Raw genomic sequence first — 18,193 nt, 5'->3', positions numbered from 1 at the left:
GGGCACGGCCCTCCCGGGGCTCCCGGAGCCCTACTTCTCGGTCACGCCCGCCGAGTCGAACGTCGCCACCTCGTGCATCGCCCGGGCCGTGCTCTGGACCAGGGGCAGGGCCAGCAGGGCGCCCGTGCCCTCGCCCAGGCGCAGGTCGAGGTCGACCAGGGGGCGCAGGCCCAGCTTGTTGAGGGCCGCCACGTGGCCCGGCTCGGCGCTGCGGTGGCCGGCGATGCAGGCGGCCAGGACCTCCGGGGCGATCGCCCGGGCGACCAGGGCGGCCGCACCGGCGCTGACGCCGTCGAGGATCACCGGCGTGCGCAGCGAGGCGCCGCCGAGGAGGAGGCCGACGAGGGCGGCGTGTTCGAAGCCGCCGATCGCGGCGAGCACCCCGATCGGGTCGGCCGGGTCCGGCTGGTGGAGTTCCAGGGCGCGGCGGACGACCTCGGTCTTGCGGGCGAGGGTCTCGTCGTTGATGCCGGTGCCCCGGCCCGTGACCTCGGCCGGGTCGGCGCCGGTGAAGACGGAGATCAGGGCGGCGGACGCGGTGGTGTTGCCGATGCCCATCTCGCCGGTGAGCAGTGCCTTGTTGCCGGCGGCGACCAGGTCGCGGGCCGTCTCGATGCCCACCTCGACGGCCTGCTTGGCCTCCTCGCGGGTCATCGCCGGGCCGGTGGTCAGGTCGGACGTGCCGCCCCGGATCTTGCGGGGCAGCAGGCCCGGCGTGGCCGGGAGGTCGGCCGCGACCCCGACGTCGACGACGCACACCTCGGCACCCACCTGGGTCGCGAAGGCGTTGCAGACGGCGCCGCCGCCGAGGAAGTTGGCCACCATCTGGGCCGTGACCTCCTGCGGCCAGGGGGTGACCCCCTGCGCGTGGACGCCGTGGTCGCCGGCGAAGATCGCGACGGCGGCGGGCTCCGGGATGGGCGGCGGGCACTGTCGGGACAGACCGGACAGCTGGGCGGAGATGATCTCCAGCATGCCCAGCGCGCCGGCCGGCTTGGTCATGCGCTTCTGGCGCTCCCACGCCTCGCCGAGCGCCTTGGCGTCCAGCGGGCGGATCTGCGCGACGGTCTCGGCGAGCAGGTCGTGCGGTTCCTCTCCGGGCAGTGCGCGTCGGCCGTACGTCTCCTCGTGCACGACCCACGACAGCGGGCGGCGCTTGGACCAGCCCGCCTGCAGCAGCTCGGGCTCGTCCGGGAACTCGTCGACGTAACCGACGCACAGATAGGCGATGACCTCGAGGTGCTCGGGCAGCCCGAGCGCGCGCACCATCTCGCGCTCGTCGAAGAAGCTGACCCAGCCGACGCCGAGTCCTTCGGCGCGGGCGGCGAGCCAGAGGTTCTCCACGGCCAGGGCGGCCGAGTACGGGGCCATCTGGGGTTGGGTGTGGCGGCCCAGGGTGTGGCGGCCGCCGCGGGTCGGGTCGGCGGTGACGACGATGTTCACCGGCGTGTCGAGGATGGCCTCGATCTTCAGTTCCTTGAACTGCTTGGCCCGGCCCTTGGGGAGGGACTTCGCGTACGCGTCGCGCTGGCGCATGGCCAGTTCGTGCATCGCCCGCCGCGTGTCGGCGGAGCGGATGACGACGAAGTCCCAGGGCTGCGAGTGGCCCACGGAGGGCGCGCGGTGGGCGGCCTCCAGGACCCGGAGCAGCACCTCGTGCGGGATGGGGTCGCTGCGGAAGCCGTTGCGGATGTCGCGGCGTTCACGCATGACCTTCAGGACGGCCTCGCGCTCGGCGGGGTCGTAGGGGGGTGCGGCCGGGCCGGTGGACTCTCGTGCCTCTGTCACTGCGGGCGCGCCCTCTCCCTCTCGACGTTCCTGGTCCGCCAGGTCTTCCTGTTCGGCGGCCCGGGTGTCCAGGTCGTCGGCGTTCTGCGCGAGTCCGGCGTCGCCGTCACGGGGGGCGGGGACGAGGGCGACGGGCTCCGCCGCCCCGGGCTGCGCGGGCTGGGACTGCTGCGGACCCTGGACGGGCTGGCCGCTCCGCTCGTCCGCGGGCGGGGCGGGCAGCACCACGGTGACGTCCTCGGCGGAGGGACCGGTGGCCCCGGAGGCGGGGGCCGGGGCTTCGGAGGCCGGGGCCGGGGCGGGCGGCTCGGGGGCCTGCGGGTGAGCCGCCGCCGGCTCCGCGGGGGTGGGGGGCGTCGCCTCTTCGGCCTGTGCCGGGGGCGCGGCCTGTGCGGGGGCCTGTGCCGTCGAGGGCGCCGTCTCCGGAGGTGCGGTGGGCTGGGCGGCCTCGGCGGTGACCGGGGCGGCAGCCGGGGTGGCCGTGGCTTCGGCGGTCCGGGCGGCTTCCGCGGCGGGAGCTGCCGGTGCCGCAGTGGTGGCCGGGTCGCCCGGGGCCTCGGGGGCGGGGGCGGCGGTCTGAGGGGTCGTCATGCCGGGCTGCGGTGCGGTCGCCTCGGTGTCGGCCGGCCGGGCGGGGTGCGCCGGGGACTGTTCGCCGGTGTCGCCGGCCGTGGCGGCCGGTTCCTGCGCGACGGCCTCGGCGGGGGGTGCGGCCGGGGCGGGCGCGTCCTGAACCGCCGGGGCCGCCCCTGCGGACTCGGGGGTGCCGTCGGTCGCGGGGGCTTCCGCCTGCGTGGTGGGGTCAGCGTCCCCGGTGTCCGGCAGGGGGGCGGCGGCCCCGGGGTCCAGCGGGTTCGGTGCGGGTGCGGCGGCCTCGGGGCCTCCGGCCGGTTCCTCGGACACGGCCTCGGGCGGCGTCATGTCGGCCTGCTCGGGTCCGGTGGGCGCGTCGGGGAAGGGGATCGCCTCGGGTGCCGTTCCGGCTTCCGGAGCAGGAGCGGGCATCGTGTCCTGGTGTGCACCCGCGACGGCGGGCTGGGCGGAGGCCTCGGCGGATCCGTCGACGACCACGCCGGGCTCCTCACCCGGCACCTGTCCCGGTGCGGCCACCGCAGCGGCCTCGGCAGGGAGCGGCTGGGCGGCGTCCGGAGCGGCGGGCTCGGGCCCGCCCACAACGGGCACGCCCTGCGCGGGGACCTCCTGCGCGGGGGTCTCCTGCGCGGAGATTTCCTGCGCGGGGACGGGCTGCGTGGGGACGGGCTGCGGGGCCTCGGCACCCCCGCCCTGGGCCGGGTCCGGAGCGGAGGCAGCGGCGACCGCCGTGTCCTGCGCGGGGGCGGCCTCGGCACCGGTGGCCTGGGCGGCCTCCGGGGAGCCCGCAGCGGAGTCACCCGGCACCACGCCCTGACCACCAGCCTCGGCACCGGTCGCCTGCCCCGCGTCCGGGCCGACGCCCGCCGCGGGAGCGGCAACCGCCCCGTCCTGCACGGCCGCGGTCGACCCGCCGGCGACCTGGGCCGCCTCCGCGGGGTCTGCGGCGGGGTCACCCGCGGTCTGGGCGCCCTGGGCCGCCTCCGGTCCCACGGCGGCACCCGCGACCCCCGTGGCCTGCCCGGTCTCAGCGACGTCCGTCTGTGCGCCACCGGGGTGGGCGGCCGCTGCGGGCTCACCCGGAGCCGCAGCCGTGGCCTGCTCGGACACCAACGGCCCGGCCTCCGCCGTCTGCGCCAGGACCGCGGGCCCTGCCTCGGCAACCTGCCCCGCGACCGCCTGCTGAGCCTCGGCCGCCTGCGCGGTAACCGCTGGGTCGGCTTCGGCTGCCTGCGCGGAAACCACCGGACCGGCTTCGGCCGCCTGCGCGGAAACCACCGGACCGGCTTCGGCCGCCGCCTGTGCGGAAGGCGCCGCACCGCCCTCGGCCGTCTGCGCGGGCATCACCGGCCCGTCCTCGGGTGCCTGACCAGGCATCGCCTGCTGAACGTCGGCAGCCTGTGCCGCCATCGCGTGCTGGGCCTCGGCCACCTGCGCGGACGCCGCGAGCCCCGCGTCGGCGGCCTGCGCGGAAACCGCCGCACCGGTTTCGGCCGCCTGGGCCGGGATCGTCTGGCCCGCCTCGGTCGCCACCCGTGTCACCACGGCCTGGGCCGCCCCCACCGGCTCCGGGGCCGGAACAACCGTTTCGGCAGGGGCCGCCCCCGCGCCCGGCTGGGGCTGCGGCATGGGCGGTGCGCCCCACGGCGCTGCCGGGGCCGGAGCCGTCTCCGCTGCGCGCGGGGCGTCGAGGTACTCGGGGCCGGGCGCCGGCGCGGGCTGGCGCACGGGCGCGTCGGCGGGGCCGCGGTCGGCCAGGGAGCGGACCGGGCTCGCGGAGCTGTCGGGCAGCGGCGGGCCCAGGTGCAGCGGGCGGCGCGGGGTGATCGGCGGGATCGGCGGCGGGTCGGGCAGGCGGACGCCGCCGAGGTCGACCGAACCGCTGTCGCGGCCGGAGAGCTCGTGCGGGCCCGGCTGGTGCGCGGTCTCGACGACCGGCTCCGGCGCGGGCGGGGCGACCTCGTGGCCCCAGGCACCCTGGGCGCCCGGCAGCAGGAGGTCCTCGTCCTCGGCAGGGGTCTCGGAGAGGTAGGTGTACGAACCGTGCGCGGCGCCCGGCTCTTCCACCATGCCTGAGTTCTCGGGCAGTCCCTCGCCCGGGACCTGGCCGGTGTCGGTCATGCGTACCCCTCGCCCATCGGTTAGTGCTCCTACGACCAGCTCACCCGGAACGGCGCACCGACCGCCCCACAGTGAAGAACGAGCGTGCGTCCACAGCGGCACGAGCGGCTCGCCCGGAAAAGGCGACAAAGCCATTCACTGGCATTGTTGCGGCCGTGGCACCCTCACGGCAGCTTGATCCGCGACGGTTCCGCTGTGGACTGCGCCACGTTGCGCGTCCTCCGGTTCTGCCGTACCACACCCACCCCAAAACGGGCGGGTTTTCCGGACATTGACCGACGAACCGCCGGACGCCCGCGTGCGGTGCAGCGATCGGCCAGCCTACCGCGCGCAGTACGACAAACCGATCACGGGGACGGTCGGGGATCAGCCGCCGCGCTTCGGCAGCACCCCGCTGAGCAGGAACGCGACGCTCCGTTCCTTCTCCGACCAGGCCCGGGTGTCGAGTTCTACGGACTGGAGCAGGGCGCACTCGACGGCGTAGCCGTGCTCGCTCAGGTCGCGGCCGACGCGTTCGGCGGCGTCGCGGGTGGCGGCGTGCGTGACGATGCGCTGTGGGCGCCGGTCGGCGACCGCCGAGACGACGGCCGCTCCCCCGCCGCCGACGCGGACGACGTCCGGTTCGGGGAGGTTCTCCAGGGCGTGCGGGGCGGTGCCGTGGACGATCTGGAGCTGGACGCCGAGGCGGCGTGCGGTCGCGTCGGTGCGGGCGCACGCGGCCCGGTCGCTGTCGACGGCGAGGACGGCGGCGCCGGCGCGGGCGGCCTCGACGGCGAAGGCGCCGCTGCCGCAGCCGATGTCCCACACGAGGTCGCCGACGCGGGGCCCGAGGCGGGCGAGTTGGGAGGCGCGCAGCAGCCGGGTCTCGCCCTCGCCGAGGTCGCCGTCGTAGGCCTCGGCGGGCAGGGCCCAGCCGCGCGGCCCGGCGGATAGGTCGCGGCCGGCGAGCCAGCCGCCGTTCTCCCCCGCCGTCTCGGGCCGGGCGGGGCCGCCGAGGACGATGACGACGTTGGGGTCGCGCCAGGTGTGGTCGGCGGCCTTGTCGGAGGTGACGATGGTGACGCGCTCGTGGTCGGTGCCCAGTTCCTCGCAGATGACGAAGGAGCGGTGGACTCCTTCGAGGAGCAGGCCGAGTTCGGCGGGACCGGCGCCGGGCGAGGTGAGGACCGCCACCTTGGGGTGGGCGCGGCAGACGTTCACGGCGCGGCGCAGCGTGCGGGGGTGCGCGACGACCACTTGTGCGTCGTCCCAGGGCATGCCGGCGCGGGCGAAGGCCGCGGCGACGGAGGAGACGGCGGGGACGACCTCGACCTCCAGGCCGAACTCGGGGGCGCGCAGGGTGCGTACGATGCCGAAGAAGCCGGGGTCGCCGTCGGCGAGCACGACGGCCGTGCCGCGGTGGGCGGCGATGCGGCGGGCGGCGAGGGCGAGGCTGCCGAGGCGGACGCGCTCGGCGCCCGCGGGCACCTCGGGGAGTGCCAGGTGGTGGGCGGCGCCCGCCACGAGTGTCGCGGCGCCCAGGGCGGCGCGTGCCGCGGTGGTCAGCGGCGAACCGTCCCAGCCGATCACCGTGACCCGGTCGGCCATCGTCGTCAGTCTCCAGGGGTTTGCGCAGGTCGTCTGTGTGTCGTGTCGGGGTGCGGCCCGCGGGCGGGCTCCGTGAGGGTACCCGGTGGAGGTTGCGGCGGGGGCGGCGGTGTCCTCGTCGCGATCGCCCGCCGGGGGGTTCCGGTCAGTTCCAGTCGCCGAAGGACGTGAATCCGCCGGGCAGCTGGTCGCCGACGCCCTCCAGGTCCTCGGGGAGCAGGCTCCACACGATGAGGTCGGTGCGGACCTCGGTCCACTCGCCGCCGTCGGTCCGGGTCCGCGCTATCCAGGCGCCGCGCAGCACGCCTTCGCTGATGCAGCCGATCTTCTGGGCCACCTGCTGGGAGGCGGTGTTGTCGGCGGCGGTGCGCAGTTCGAGGCGCTCGAACTTCTGGTCGTTGAAGAGCCAGCGCGCGGTGACGAGCGCGGCCTCGGAGGCGTAGCCCTCGCCGCGGGCCCAGGGGGCGATGACGTAGGAGATCTCGCTGGAGCGGACGCGCCAGTCGGTGTTCTTGAGGTGGACGATGCCGACCAGGCGCTGGGTGAGGAACTCGGTGACGGCGAAGACGATGCCGCGGCCCTCGGTCCGTTCGGCGGGGGCCTGTTCGGTGATCCAGGCGCGGGCGTGGGCCTCGGTGTAGGGCTGCGGGACGGAGGTCCAGGCGGTGACGAGCTCGTCGTTCATCATCTCGGCGAAGGCCTGGACGTCCGGCTCCTCGAAGGGGCGCAGGACCAACCGCTCCGTGTTGATGGAGACGTTGGGGAAGGTGCTCGTCATGCGCCGCTCCGTAACCTTCGGGAACCTTCGGGGCCTGCTGAACTGCCCAGCATGCAGCATGAAAGCACTGATCCGCACCACGGGCCCTCCCCCACCGGGTGAGGGAGGACCCCGGGTTCGCGGCTGCCGGGCGCGGGCTCAGAAGGAGGCGAGCACCGAGCCGGCGTACTTGTCCTGGATGAACTTCTTCACCTCGGGCGAGGTGAGGAGCTTCGCCAGCTTCTTCACGCGCGGGTCGTCCTCGTTGCCCTTCTTCACGGCGAGGAAGTTGCCGTAGGGGTTGTTCTTCGGCGACTCCAGGACGAGGGCGTCCTCGGCGGGCTTGAGGTCGGACTCGATGGCGTAGTTGCCGTTCACGACGGCGGCGTCCACGTCGTCCAGGGAGCGCGGGGTCTGGGCCGCCTCCAGTTCCTTGAACTTGAGCTTCTTCGGGTTCCCGGTGATGTCGGAGGGGGTCGCCTCGTTGCCGACGCCCGCCTTGAGGGTGATGAGCCCGTTGGCGGCGAGGAGCTTGAGGGCGCGGGCCTCGTTGACGGTGTCGTTGGGGATGGCGACGGTCGCACCGCTCTTCAGGTCGTCGGCCTTCTTCACCGTGCGGGAGTACAGGCCGAGCGGCTCCAGGTGAACCGTGACGACGGGCACGATGTCGGTGCCGTTCTTCTTGTTGAAGTCGTCGAGGTACGGCTTGTTCTGGAAGTAGTTGGCGCCGACGGAGCCGTCCTGCGTCGCCGTGTTGGGCGTGACGTAGTCGGTGAACTCCTTGACCTGGAGGTCCAGGCCCTCCTTCTTCGCCAGGTTGTCCTGCACGTAGGTGAGGATCTCGGCGTGCGGGACGGGGCTGGCGGCGACGATCAGGGGTCCGTCGGTGGAGGAGCTGTCGCCGCCGCAGGCGGTGAGCCCGAGGGTGAGGGCTCCGGCGGCGAGGACGGCGGTGGTGATCTTGGCGGTGTTACGCACGAAAAGTGCCTTTCCTTATGGCCTTGCGAGGGTGCGACCCCGTTGTGGGTGAACGGGGGGTTCAGGAGGCGGCTTTGAGCAGCCGCAGCTTGGGGGCGGGTCCTGCGTGGGCGCCGCGGCGGTGCAGGGAGCGGGCCGCGTAGTCGCCGGCGAACTGGATGAGGGAGATGACCACGGCGAGGATCGCGACGGTGATCCACATCAGCCCGGTCTCGAAGCGCTGGTAGCCGTAGCGGATGGCGATGTCGCCGAGGCCGCCGGCGCCGACGGTGCCCGCCATGGCCGAGTAGCCGATGAGGGCGACGACCGTGGTGGTGGTGCTGGAGATCAGCGACGGCAGGGACTCGGGGACGAGGACCTTGCGCACGACGGTCCAGGTGTTGCCGCCCATGGCCTGCACGGCCTCGACGAGCCCGTGGTCCACCTCGCGCACGGCCGTCTCGACCAGCCGGGCGAAGAACGGGATGGCGCCGACGGCGAGCGGCACGATGGCGGCCTCGCGGCCGATGGTCGTGCCGGTGATCCAGCGGGTGAAGGACATCAGCGCGACCATCAGGATGATGAACGGCAGGGAGCGCGCGATGTTCACGACCTGCCCGATGACCTTGTTGGCGGCGAGGTTCTGCAGCAGGCCGCCGCGGTCGGTCAGGACCAGCAGGATGCCGAGCGGGAGGCCGCCGACGACGGCGATGAGGGTGGACCAGCCGACCATGTAGAGCGTGTCCCAACACGCCTGCTCCAGCAGCGGCCGCATCTCGGACCAGGTCACTTGGCACCTTCCTTCACCAGCGTGGACTCGCGGCCCGGGACGTCGATCTGCAGGCCCTTCTCGCGCAGGAACCCGATCGGCACGACGTTGTCCTCGTAGCGGCCGGGCAGTTCGATGCGCATCCGGCCGACCTGGAGGCCGCCGACGGTGTCGATGGCGGCGCCCAGGATCGAGATGTCGATGTTGTAGGTGCGGGCGAGCTGCGAGATGACGGGCTGGGTGGCGCTCTCGCCCTGGAAGGTGACGTCGACGACGGTGCGGTCGGCGCCGGAGGCCTCGCCGTCCAGCGGGAACAGCGCGGCGGCCAGTTCGGAGCCGGGGGTGGCCAGGAGCTCGCTGACCGTGCCCGACTCGACGATGCGGCCGTGCTGCATCAGGGCGGCCGAGTCGCAGACCGACTTCACGACGTCCATCTCGTGCGTGATGAGCAGCACGGTCAGGCCGAGCTGCCGGTTCAGCTCGCGCAGCAGACCCAGGATCGACCGGGTGGTCTCCGGGTCGAGGGCGCTGGTGGCCTCGTCGGAGAGCAGCACCTTGGGGTCGCCGGCCAGGGCGCGGGCGATGCCGACGCGCTGCTTCTGGCCGCCGGAGAGCTGCGCCGGGTAGGACCCGGCCTTGTCGGCGAGGCCGACCAGGTCGAGCAGTTCCAGGGCCTTGCGGGAGCGCTCCTTGCCGGACTTGCCGAGGATCTCCAGGGGCAGTTCGACGTTGTCCTGCACGGTCCGGGAGGACAGCAGGTTGAAGTGCTGGAAGACCATGCCGATCCGGCTGCGCGCCCGGCGCAGCTCCCTCCCGGCGCGCGGGCCGCGGCCGGCCAGGGCGGTGAGGTCCTGCCCGTCGACGGTCACGGTGCCGGAGGTGGGCCGTTCCAGCAGGTTGACGCAGCGGATGAGCGAGGACTTGCCGGCGCCGGACTGGCCGATGACGCCGTACACCTCGCCTTCGCGGACGTGCAGGTCGACGCCGTCCAGGGCGGTGACCTCGCGGCCGCGTGCACGGTAGACCTTGGTGAGGTCCGTGGTGGTGATCACGTGGGTTTCCGTCACAGTCGAGTGCGCGGGCGTGGGTGGTCCCGGGCACGGGTGCGTTCGTTCGGGGACGCGGCACGGTTCTCGCTGAGGCGTGGAACCGGAGAGAACATGTGCGCGGGGCGTCGGCGTCACGCGGCGCTCAGGGCGCGCGGACAGGCCGCGGTCTCGCTTCGGGGCGCGAGCTCGGGGATGCTGCGGGGGCCCTCTAGCAGGCGCACATTCGACACATACAACGAGCACCGGGCGTCATGGTCGCCTCGGTCGCCGGGATGCGGTCGCTCGTCGTGGTCATGCGGTCAGTAAAACACGCGTACGGTCCTGACCGGCCGCCGCTGTCCGGATTCTGGACAGCGGTGGACGGCGGCGACCGCCCGTCAGGGGCGCGGGGCGATCTCCACGCCCTCCTCGGTGACCAGTGCGGACAAGGCCGACAGGTTCTCCACGACCAGGTCGGCGTGGAGTTCGTGGGCCCGGTGGGTTGTGGTCAACGCCACGGTGGTCATACCGGCGGCACGGCCGGCCGCGAGTCCCGCGGGGGCGTCCTCGAAGACCACGCAGTGGGCGGGGTCGACGCCGAGCGCGCGGGCGGCGAGCAGGTAGGGCTCGGGGTCCGGCTTGCCGCGCGTGACGTCGTCGGCGGCGACGAGCGTCTTGGGCAGGATGCCGACGGCGTCGAGCCGGGCCTCGGCCAGGCGCCGGGTGGCGGAGGTGACGACGGCCCAGCGGTCGGCGGGAAGGGAGTCGAGGAAGGCACGGGTGCCGGGCAGCAGTTCCACACCGCCGTTGGGGACGTCCTCGACCTCCAGGTCCTCGATCCGGGCGACGGCCTCCGGCACGATCCCGGCCGGCAGCAGGTCGGCGGCTATCTCGGCGGCCGGACGGCCGTGCAGCTCGACGCGCGCGAACTCCTCGGGCGTGATCCCGTACTCCGCGGCCCACCGGGCCCAGCAGCGGTCCACCGAGGCGAGGGAGGAGACCAGGGTTCCGTCGTTGTCGAACAGCAGGGCGTGCGCGCGGATCTTCATGTCCTCGACCCTACGGTGCGGGCCGGGGGCGGGAGCATCGGGCCTTTTCGGCCGTAATAAGGTCGCTGCATGCTCACTGTCCTGACGCTGGTGACCGGGGTCGCCGCGCTGCTGCTCGCCGCCTGGTGTGGCTGGGCGGCCTACCGTGACCAGCCGACGAAGGACTGGCACTTCATCGGGATGGCCGTGGTCACGCTGCTGGCGCTGGTCCAGCTGGTGGTGGGGATCGTGCTGCTGGCGCGGGGCGAGGAGCCCGAGCAGGGCACGACGATCTTCGTGGCGTATCTGCTGGGGGCGTTCGCGTGCGTGCCGGCGGCCGGGTTCATGTCGCTGGCCGAGCGGACCCGGTGGGGTTCGGTGACGGTCGCCGCGGGTGGCGTGGTGCTGGCGGTGCTGGAGGTGCGGCTCTATGACATCTGGGCGGGCTGAGGTGAGCCGGCGGCGGCTGATCTCCGGACCGGGCACGCTGCTGGTGTGGCTGTACGGCGTGATGGTCGTGGGCGCGGTGTCGCGGTCCGCGTATCAGATCGCGACCGAGTTCGACCGGGCGCCGCTGGCGTACTCGCTGTCGGCCGTGGCCGGCGTCGTGTACGGGTTCATCACGTACTCGCTGGTGCGGGGCGGGGAGACGGCGCGGAAGGCGGCGCTGGCGTGCTGCGCCGCCGAGCTGGTGGGCGTGCTGACGGTGGGGACGTGGACGCTGGTCGAGCCGTCGGCGTTCCCGGACGCGACGGTGTGGTCGGACTTCGGGATGGGGTACCTGTTCATCCCGGTGCTGCTGCCGCTGACCGCGATCCACTGGCTGCGGCGGTCGCGTGCGCGGCAGGGGGAAGCGGGCTGAGGGGCGCCGGCGCCCGCGGGTGCGTCGTGGCTGTCCGCGCGGTTCCCCGCGCCCCTGGGGACGAGCTTCAAGCCGTCGCCGCGTAGGCACTCGCCGGCTTCTCCAGGACGATCATCGGTACGCCGTCCGCGCCCTGGGACGTGCCCACCGTCTCGTAGCCGACCTTGCGGTACAGGCGGAGGTTGCCCTCGCTGCGGTGGCCCGTGTGCAGGCGGAAGCGGGTCGCGCCGTGCTGGTCGGCCAGCGCCGACTCGGCCGCGCGGAGCAGGCGGGCGCCGATGCCGTGGCCCTGGAGGCGCGGGTGGACGCAGAGCTTGCCGATCGCGGCGGCGCCGTCCTCGGTGACCGAGCCCCGGACCGAGCCGACGACCTCGTCACCGAGCCGGGCGACGAAGACGCAGTCCCGGGCGACCTCCTCGCGGACGGAGTCGAGGGTTTGGACGAGCGGGTCGATGCGGTAGTTGCCGTACAGCGCCGCCTCCGTCTGGAAGCACAGGTACTGCAGCCTGAAGATCTGCTCCGCGTCCTGCTCGGTCGCCGCAGAGATGGTCACGCTCATGCCCATGTGCGCACGCCTCCCGCTCATCTGATCACCTGTCGTTCCTCACTCCTATCCCCGTCCTCAGCGGGCCGCAACCTCCGGTGTGAGCAATCTGCGCAGACATCCCAGGCATCTGGAACGTTCCGGGCCAAGACTCCCCTGTGAGATACCCAACTCCCCTGCGATTTCGCGGTAGGTCAGGTCCTCCGGCGAGAGCAGGGCCTCGATCAGCCGGGGACAGCGGCCCGGGAGGCGGCGGACGGCCGCGCGCAGGGCCCGGCCCCGGGCCGCGGCGAGGGCCAGTCGCTCGGGGTCGTGGTCGCCGTCGTCGACCGGTTCGCCGGCGTACGGCCGTTCGAGGCGGCTCGTGCGGCGGCTGCGGCGCGCCTCGGAGCGCACGGCGCGGCGCAGCCACTCCTCCGGGTCGGCCGGCGGGCCGTCGGCGTCGAGGCGCTCCAGCAGGCGCAGCCAGACCGCCTGCTCCAGGTCGCCGGGCTCGACCCCGGCGGCATATGCCTCGGCCGAGGCCTCGGCGGTGAGCAGGGGGCGCAGGGCGGTGACCAGGTCGTGCGTCATATGCGGACCGACGCGGCCGCCCGGGCGGCGGGTTGCCCGGGCGGCCCAGCCTCACTCGAACGATGGGTGCGCGTTCGCGTATTGACGCTCAGGCGTCGCGGAAGTCCTCGCGGGCCAGCAGGCCGGTGTCCGGCTGGTCGGTGAAGACGCCGTCGATGCCGGTCGCGAAGTACGCCCGGTAGGCGCCGAAGACGTCCCCGTAGGCGTCCGCGTCCGTGCCCTTGCGGAAGTTCGCCGGCAGGAAGGGGTTCTCGTTGCGCAGGGTGTACGGGTGCAGGATCAGCCCGACCCGGTGGGCGTCGGCGACGAGCGTGGTCGGCCGGGTGAGGTTGCCCTTGGCGTCCCGCGGAATGATCAGGTCCAGGGTCGGTCCGATGCCCTGCGCGTACGAGGCGATCTCCCTCAGTCCGGCCGGCTTGACCAGGTCGGCGACCGTGCGCGGGTCGCCGCTCTCGACGAAGTCCCAGGGGCGGGAGTCCGCCGACGACAGCAGGACCACCAGCGGGTTGTCGACGAGCTTGTTCAGGCGCTCGACGCTGGTCGGTTCGAACGACTGCAGGATGACCGGGGAGGTGCGCCGGTCCTTGCGGTACTTGCGCAGCAGCTTGGCGACGCGCTCCTCCAGCGGGAGTCCCTGCTTGCGGAAGTAGGTGGGGTGCTTGAGCTCGGGGTAGATCCACACCTGCTTGCCGCGCTTGCGGGTCTGCTCGTCCTGCCAGCGCAGGACCTCCTCGAAGGTGGGGATCTCCCAGCGCCCGTCGTAGAGGGTGTTGTGCGGGCGGTTGGCCGGGATGCGCTCGACCGCCCGCAGGGTCTTCAGCTCGGCGAGCGTGAAGTCCTCGGTGAACCAGCCGGTGGTGGAGACGCCGTCGAGCAGCTTGGTCTTCCTGCGGTCGGCGAACTCGGGGTGGGCGGCGACGTCGGTGGTGCCGCCGATCTCCGGCTCGTGACGGCACACCAGGTGGCCGTCCTTCGTCGGGACCAGGTCGCCCGCCTCGACGATGTCGGCGCCCATGTCGAGCGCCAGCTGGTACGCGCCGAAGGTGTGCTCGGGGCGGTAGCCGCTGGCGCCGCGATGGCCGATGATCGTGGGCCTGGGCAGGCTCCGCACTCCCCCGCCGCCGGGCCGGGCGCCGTCGGCTCTCGCCGTGCCGGTCATGCCGAGGACCGCTCCGCCGGCGCCGAGCACCGCCGCGCCGAGCAGGGCCCGCCGTCCGGTCCCACCCGTGTTCTCGTTCGACTCCTGCGTTCCCATGAGCGCCCTCCTGCCGTCGGCTCGTCAGTGCGGGCCGATCGTAGGGGCGCGTACATGACCGGCGGGAGACCGCGGGCGGAACACGCGGGTGACTGCGGATGTCACTAGTGACCGGTGAGGGCGGTGAGCTGACGGTTCGTCGCGTCCGGCTCGATTCGGCGCGGCGGTTCTGGGAACGCGTCCGGCAGGCCCGGGGCGATGTGCGTCACACCATGTCGGCCGTGTCACGGACCGTCGGCGGCGCGCCACCGCAGGTAAACACGCGTCAACAGTGCGTAAGACCTCGGTGAAGTCGCCGCGCCCGATGTGCGTGACCCCGAGGCCCGCGAGTATCGTCCTCACCTGCACAGACTCATAGTGAACCCCTTGACACCGGAGGGTCCGTTGTCCCGCTTCGCGCTCATCAAGGCAGTGCTCGGCCCGATCATGCGCCTGATGTTCCGCCCACAGGTGGAGGGCGCGGAGCACATTCCCGGCGACGGTCCCGTCATCCTGGCCGGGAACCACCTGACGTTCATCGACTCGATGATCCTGCCGCTGGTCTGCGACCGTCAGGTCTTCTTCATCGGCAAGGACGAGTACGTCACCGGCAAGGGCCTCAAGGGCCGGCTGATGGCGTGGTTCTTCACCGGCGTCGGCATGATCCCGGTGGACCGCGACGGGGGCCGGGGCGGGGTCGCCGCGCTGATGACCGGGCGCCGGGTGCTGGAGGAGGGCCGGGTGTTCGGCATCTACCCCGAGGGCACGCGCTCGCCCGACGGACGGCTGTACCGGGGGCGGACGGGGATCGCCCGCCTGACCCTGATGACGGGGGCGCCCGTGGTGCCGTTCGCGATGATCGGCACGGACAAGCTGCAGCCGGGCGGGGCGGGTCTGCCCCGCCCGGGCAAGGTCACCGTGCGCTTCGGCGAGGCGATGGAGTTCTCCCGCTACGAGGGGATGGACCGCGACCGGTACGTGCTGCGGGCCGTGACCGACTCGGTGATGAGCGAGGTCATGCGGCTGTCCGGGCAGGAGTACGTGGACATGTACGCGAGCAAGGCGAAGGAAGCGGCGTAGGTCCGGCGGCCGGGCGCGTGTCGGGGCCGACGGCCGGTGGGCCGCGCGGCCGCGGGCGCGCGGGGGGCGCTCACGCGCTTCCCCGCGCCCCTGAGCGTGGTCGCCCGTTCGGGGGGCGCCGCGTCGGCCGCACGGGTCACGCGTGGCCCGTGCCGCTCTCCAGCTTCTGCCCCCGCAGCAGGAACCACGCCGCCACCGCCGCCGCCAGCAGGACGGCCGCGCCGACTCCCGCCGCCAGCGTCAGCCCGTCGACGAAGGCCGCGCGGGCCGCGTCCAGCATCGCGGCGGCACTGTGCGCGGGCATGCCCGCGGCCACCTCGACGGCACCGCCCAGCGACTCGTGGGCGGCGGCCGGCGTGCCCGCCGGGCCGGTGAAGCCGCGGTAGACGCCGGTCACGATCGAGCCGAGCACGGCGATACCGAGGGCCGCGCCCAGTTCGTACGCCGTCTCGGACACCGCGGACGCCGAACCCGCCTGTTCCTGGGGCACGCTGGAGAGGATCACGTCGGCGGTCACGGTGAAGGAGAACCCGGCACCGACCCCGACGACCAGCAGCGCGGCCCCGAGCAGCGGGTAGCCGGTGGACTGGCCGATCACCGTGAGCGCGGCCAGCGCGAGACCGATCGCCGCGAGCCCGCCGGAGACCACGGCGCGCACCGAGAAGCGGCGGGCCGCACGTCCCGCGATCAGACCGGCCGCCACCGCGCCGATCGCGGCGGGCAGTTCGGCCAGACCCGCCTCGAACGGGCGCCTGCCCTGCACGAGTTGCAGGTACTGCGAGAGGAAGAACACCAGCCCGGACAGGCCGAGGATGGTCAGCAGGTCGGCGAGCACCGCCCCGCTGAAGCCCCGGTTGCGGAACAGCCGCATGTCCAGCAGCGGCGTCGGGAGCCTCAGCTGACGGCGGACGAACCCGTACAGGGCCGCCGCGCCCAGCAGACCGGCGGCCAGGGTGCTCCAGGCGAAGCCGTGGCTCGCCGCCTCCTTGACGGCGTACACGAGGCCGATCATCCCGACCAGCGACAGCACCACGCTGACCAGGTCCCAGGGGCCCGGGTTCGCGGTGCGCGACTCGGGCAGCAGCCTGATCCCGACGAGCACCAGCACGGCCATCACCGGCAGGTTGATCAGGAAGACCGAACCCCACCAGAAGTGCTCCAGCAGGAACCCGCCGACGATCGGCCCGACGGCCGTACCGGCGGAGGCGGTGGCGCCCCAGATCCCGACGGCGAGGCTGCGCTCGCGCGGGTCGTGGAACAGGTTGCGGATGAGGGCGAGGGTGGCCGGCATCAGGGTGGCGCCGGCGACGCCGAGCAGCGCCCGGGCGACGATCAGCATCTCGGGCGTGGTGGCGTAGGCGTTGACGACGGATATCGCGCCGAACACCGTGGCGCCCACGAGCAGGATCCGCTTGCGGCCGATGCGGTCGCCGAGGCTGCCCATGGAGACGAGCAGACCGGCGATGACGAACGAGTACACGTCGCCGATCCACAGCAGCTGCGTGCCGGAGGGCTTGAGGTCCTCGCTGATGTAGGGGGTCGCGAGACCGAGGACGGTCGCGTCGACGGCCACCAGCAGCACGGCGAGCACGAGGACGCCGAGCGCCAGCCAGCGGCCCGGGCGCTTCACCGCCTCGGTCGTGGTCGTCGGCTGCAGGGTGCTGGTCATGGTTCCTCTCTTCTGAGCGCGCCGCCGAGCAGCAGCTCGACGATCATGTGCGGGAAGTCCTTGGGGGCGCCCTTGCCGCTCTGCACCAGCCAGGCGCCGGAGGCCAGCAGGCCGTACAGCGCCTCGGTGAGCCAGGCGGGCGTGAGGTCGATGCGGAACTCACCGTCGAGCTGGCCGCGCCGGAACAGGGCGGAGATCCGGTCGTCGATCAGGGTCCAGCCCGCGTTCTGCTCCTCGCCCTCGAACAGCTGGTTCTCGGTGTAGAGGAAGGCGAGCAGACCGGCCACGGGCTCCACGGCGGCCACGAGCCGGCGCACGGCCTCGCTCGCCGTGCCCTCGTCCAGCCGGGCCGCGTCCAGCGCGGCCTCGCACTCGGCGATGCCCAGCGACTCCAGCGCGCGGACGAGGGCGTCACGCCCGGCGAAGTGCCGGTGCAGCGTGGCCCGGCTGATCCCGGCCGCCTTGGCGACCTCGTCCATGGTCGCGGTGGATTTGCGGGTCAGCAGGGCGGCGGCGGCGCGCAGCACGTGGTCAGGATCGACAGCCATGAGACAACAGTACACCGAATGAGACACGCATGTCTCATTCTGGGCACGCATGACTCATGGCTGTCGCTCGGGAAGCGTGGAGAGGTCAGTGCCAGGGCAGCTGTCCGCGCCGCTCCCAGTAGGCGCGCGGGTCTTCGGCCAGCGTGGCGAGGCGGGCCAGCTGGTCGTCGTCGAGGTCGACGACGGCGGCGTGCAGGTTGGAGGCGAGCTGGCCGGTGGTTGCGGCACCGGAGAGGACGACGCCGGCCCAGGGCTGCCGCAGGACGAGGGCCAGGGCGACGGCGTCGCAACCGAGACCGGTCCGCTCGGCGATCTCCCGGAGGACGTCCGGGGCGTGCGGACCGGCGAGGCGCCCGTTGGCCATGCCCTCCTTGACGATCACCGTGAGGCCCGCGTCGTGGGCCTCGGCGAGCGCGGGCGCGGCGGACGTCTCCAGCGCGTTGTACGTGGACTGCACGGTACGGAACAGGGGTTCGCCGTCGACCGTCACGGCGAGGGCGGCGCGGATCGCCTCCGCCTGGGCGGGACCGCTGGTGGAGAAGCCGACGGTCAGGCCCTGTGCGGCGGCCTCGGCCAGCCTGGCGTGCAGTTCCTTGTCGGTGAGGGCCGGGCTGTCCGGGGTCACCGAGTGGATCTGGTACAGGTCGAGCCGGTCGCCGAGCACGGCGTCGCTCTCGGCGCGCTGCCGTTCGTAGGCGGCGAGGCTGTGGTCCTTGACCTCGTGCGTCTCGGCGTCGGTGGACCAGTCGGCGGTGTAGGTGTAGCCCCACTTGCTGCCGACGACGATGTCGTCCAGGCCGGGCCGCGCCTCGATCCATTCGGCCAGGAACTCCTCCGAGCGGCCGTAGGAGCGGGCCGCGTCGAAGTAGCGGACGCCCTGGGCGTAGGCCGCGTCGAGGAGTTCGTGGGTGCGGGCGCGGAGCGCTTCGACGCTGCGGTCCCGTCCGAGGTCCTCGTCCCGGTCGAGGTTGATGTAGCCGGGGCGTCCGACCGCGGCGAGGCCCAGGCCGATGTGGCAGGTGGGGGTGGTCGCCGAGGCCAGGCGGGCGAAGGGCAT

General features: G+C 73.4%; 16 protein-coding genes. 3 read left to right on the top strand and 13 right to left on the bottom strand.

The annotated features are described in order from the left end of the window. Positions 1–30 precede the first annotated feature (30 nt). The 7 genes from cobT to AC07DA_RS29000 all read right to left on the bottom strand — a co-directional run bounded on the left by cobT (position 31) and on the right by AC07DA_RS29000 (position 10,647). On the bottom strand, positions 31–4,500 hold the full coding sequence (gene cobT, locus AC07DA_RS29030; protein ID WP_479131177.1) for a nicotinate-nucleotide--dimethylbenzimidazole phosphoribosyltransferase: 4,470 nt from the start codon (positions 4,498–4,500) through the stop codon (positions 31–33). A gap of 366 nt (positions 4,501–4,866) precedes the next feature. Beyond that, the gene (cbiE, locus tag AC07DA_RS29025; protein WP_479131175.1) at positions 4,867–6,087 is read right to left on the bottom strand and encodes a precorrin-6y C5,15-methyltransferase (decarboxylating) subunit CbiE; all 1,221 of its coding nucleotides are present in this window, start codon (positions 6,085–6,087) and stop codon (positions 4,867–4,869) included. Between the two features lie 145 nt (positions 6,088–6,232). Beyond that, positions 6,233–6,865 carry a GNAT family N-acetyltransferase gene (locus tag AC07DA_RS29020; RefSeq protein ID WP_479131173.1) on the bottom strand — a complete coding sequence of 211 codons (633 nt, stop codon included), beginning with the start codon at positions 6,863–6,865 and terminating at the stop codon, positions 6,233–6,235. A 138-nt stretch (positions 6,866–7,003) separates the two neighbouring features. Further along, on the bottom strand, positions 7,004–7,822 hold the full coding sequence (locus AC07DA_RS29015; protein ID WP_479131172.1) for a MetQ/NlpA family ABC transporter substrate-binding protein: 819 nt from the start codon (positions 7,820–7,822) through the stop codon (positions 7,004–7,006). Between the two features lie 61 nt (positions 7,823–7,883). Next, on the bottom strand, positions 7,884–8,591 hold the full coding sequence (locus AC07DA_RS29010) for a methionine ABC transporter permease (protein WP_479131171.1): 708 nt from the start codon (positions 8,589–8,591) through the stop codon (positions 7,884–7,886). Continuing rightward, entirely contained in the window at positions 8,588–9,622 is a 1,035-nt protein-coding gene (locus AC07DA_RS29005; protein ID WP_479131170.1) for a methionine ABC transporter ATP-binding protein, read from the bottom strand. The genes AC07DA_RS29010 and AC07DA_RS29005 overlap by 4 nt, the downstream gene beginning before the upstream one ends. Positions 9,623–9,996: 374 nt before the next feature. Further along, complete coding sequence (locus AC07DA_RS29000; protein WP_479131169.1) at positions 9,997–10,647, bottom strand: HAD-IA family hydrolase; 651 nt, start codon at positions 10,645–10,647, stop codon at positions 9,997–9,999. A 69-nt stretch (positions 10,648–10,716) separates the two neighbouring features. Between AC07DA_RS29000 and AC07DA_RS28995 the strand changes: the two genes are divergently transcribed. Both AC07DA_RS28995 and AC07DA_RS28990 read left to right on the top strand, forming a co-directional pair. Continuing rightward, complete coding sequence (locus AC07DA_RS28995) at positions 10,717–11,076, top strand: hypothetical protein (RefSeq protein WP_479131168.1); 360 nt, start codon at positions 10,717–10,719, stop codon at positions 11,074–11,076. Beyond that, the gene (locus AC07DA_RS28990; RefSeq protein WP_479131167.1) at positions 11,057–11,488 is read left to right on the top strand and encodes a hypothetical protein; all 432 of its coding nucleotides are present in this window, start codon (positions 11,057–11,059) and stop codon (positions 11,486–11,488) included. The genes AC07DA_RS28995 and AC07DA_RS28990 overlap by 20 nt, the downstream gene beginning before the upstream one ends. 67 nt (positions 11,489–11,555) lie before the next feature. Here AC07DA_RS28990 and AC07DA_RS28985 read toward each other — a convergent pair whose 3' ends face one another. From AC07DA_RS28985 to AC07DA_RS28975, 3 genes are all read right to left on the bottom strand, one after another. Next, positions 11,556–12,053, bottom strand: coding sequence for a GNAT family N-acetyltransferase (locus tag AC07DA_RS28985; protein WP_479131241.1), 498 nt, complete (start codon positions 12,051–12,053; stop codon positions 11,556–11,558). A 57-nt stretch (positions 12,054–12,110) separates the two neighbouring features. Further along, positions 12,111–12,605, bottom strand: coding sequence for an RNA polymerase sigma factor (locus tag AC07DA_RS28980; protein WP_479131166.1), 495 nt, complete (start codon positions 12,603–12,605; stop codon positions 12,111–12,113). Positions 12,606–12,693: 88 nt separating this feature from the next. Beyond that, positions 12,694–13,860 carry a glycerophosphodiester phosphodiesterase gene (locus AC07DA_RS28975; protein WP_479131164.1) on the bottom strand — a complete coding sequence of 389 codons (1,167 nt, stop codon included), beginning with the start codon at positions 13,858–13,860 and terminating at the stop codon, positions 12,694–12,696. A 384-nt stretch (positions 13,861–14,244) separates the two neighbouring features. On the opposite strand from AC07DA_RS28975, the gene AC07DA_RS28970 reads away from it, so the two are divergent. Continuing rightward, complete coding sequence (locus AC07DA_RS28970; protein ID WP_479131240.1) at positions 14,245–14,919, top strand: lysophospholipid acyltransferase family protein; 675 nt, start codon at positions 14,245–14,247, stop codon at positions 14,917–14,919. Between the two features lie 136 nt (positions 14,920–15,055). Here the strand turns inward: AC07DA_RS28970 and AC07DA_RS28965 are convergent, their stop codons facing one another. The 3 genes from AC07DA_RS28965 to AC07DA_RS28955 form a co-directional block, all read right to left on the bottom strand. Further along, positions 15,056–16,588 (bottom strand): MFS transporter, encoded by a 1,533-nt coding sequence (locus AC07DA_RS28965; protein WP_479131163.1) that lies wholly within the window; start codon positions 16,586–16,588, stop codon positions 15,056–15,058. After that, positions 16,585–17,136, bottom strand: coding sequence for a TetR/AcrR family transcriptional regulator (locus AC07DA_RS28960; protein ID WP_479131162.1), 552 nt, complete (start codon positions 17,134–17,136; stop codon positions 16,585–16,587). The genes AC07DA_RS28965 and AC07DA_RS28960 overlap by 4 nt, the downstream gene beginning before the upstream one ends. An 85-nt stretch (positions 17,137–17,221) precedes the next feature. Further along, complete coding sequence (locus AC07DA_RS28955; RefSeq protein ID WP_479131161.1) at positions 17,222–18,193, bottom strand: aldo/keto reductase; 972 nt, start codon at positions 18,191–18,193, stop codon at positions 17,222–17,224.

It is taken from the genome of Streptomyces sp. NPDC044921, assembly GCF_056432865.1.
This window is presented reverse-complemented; position numbering and strand designations above follow the sequence as displayed.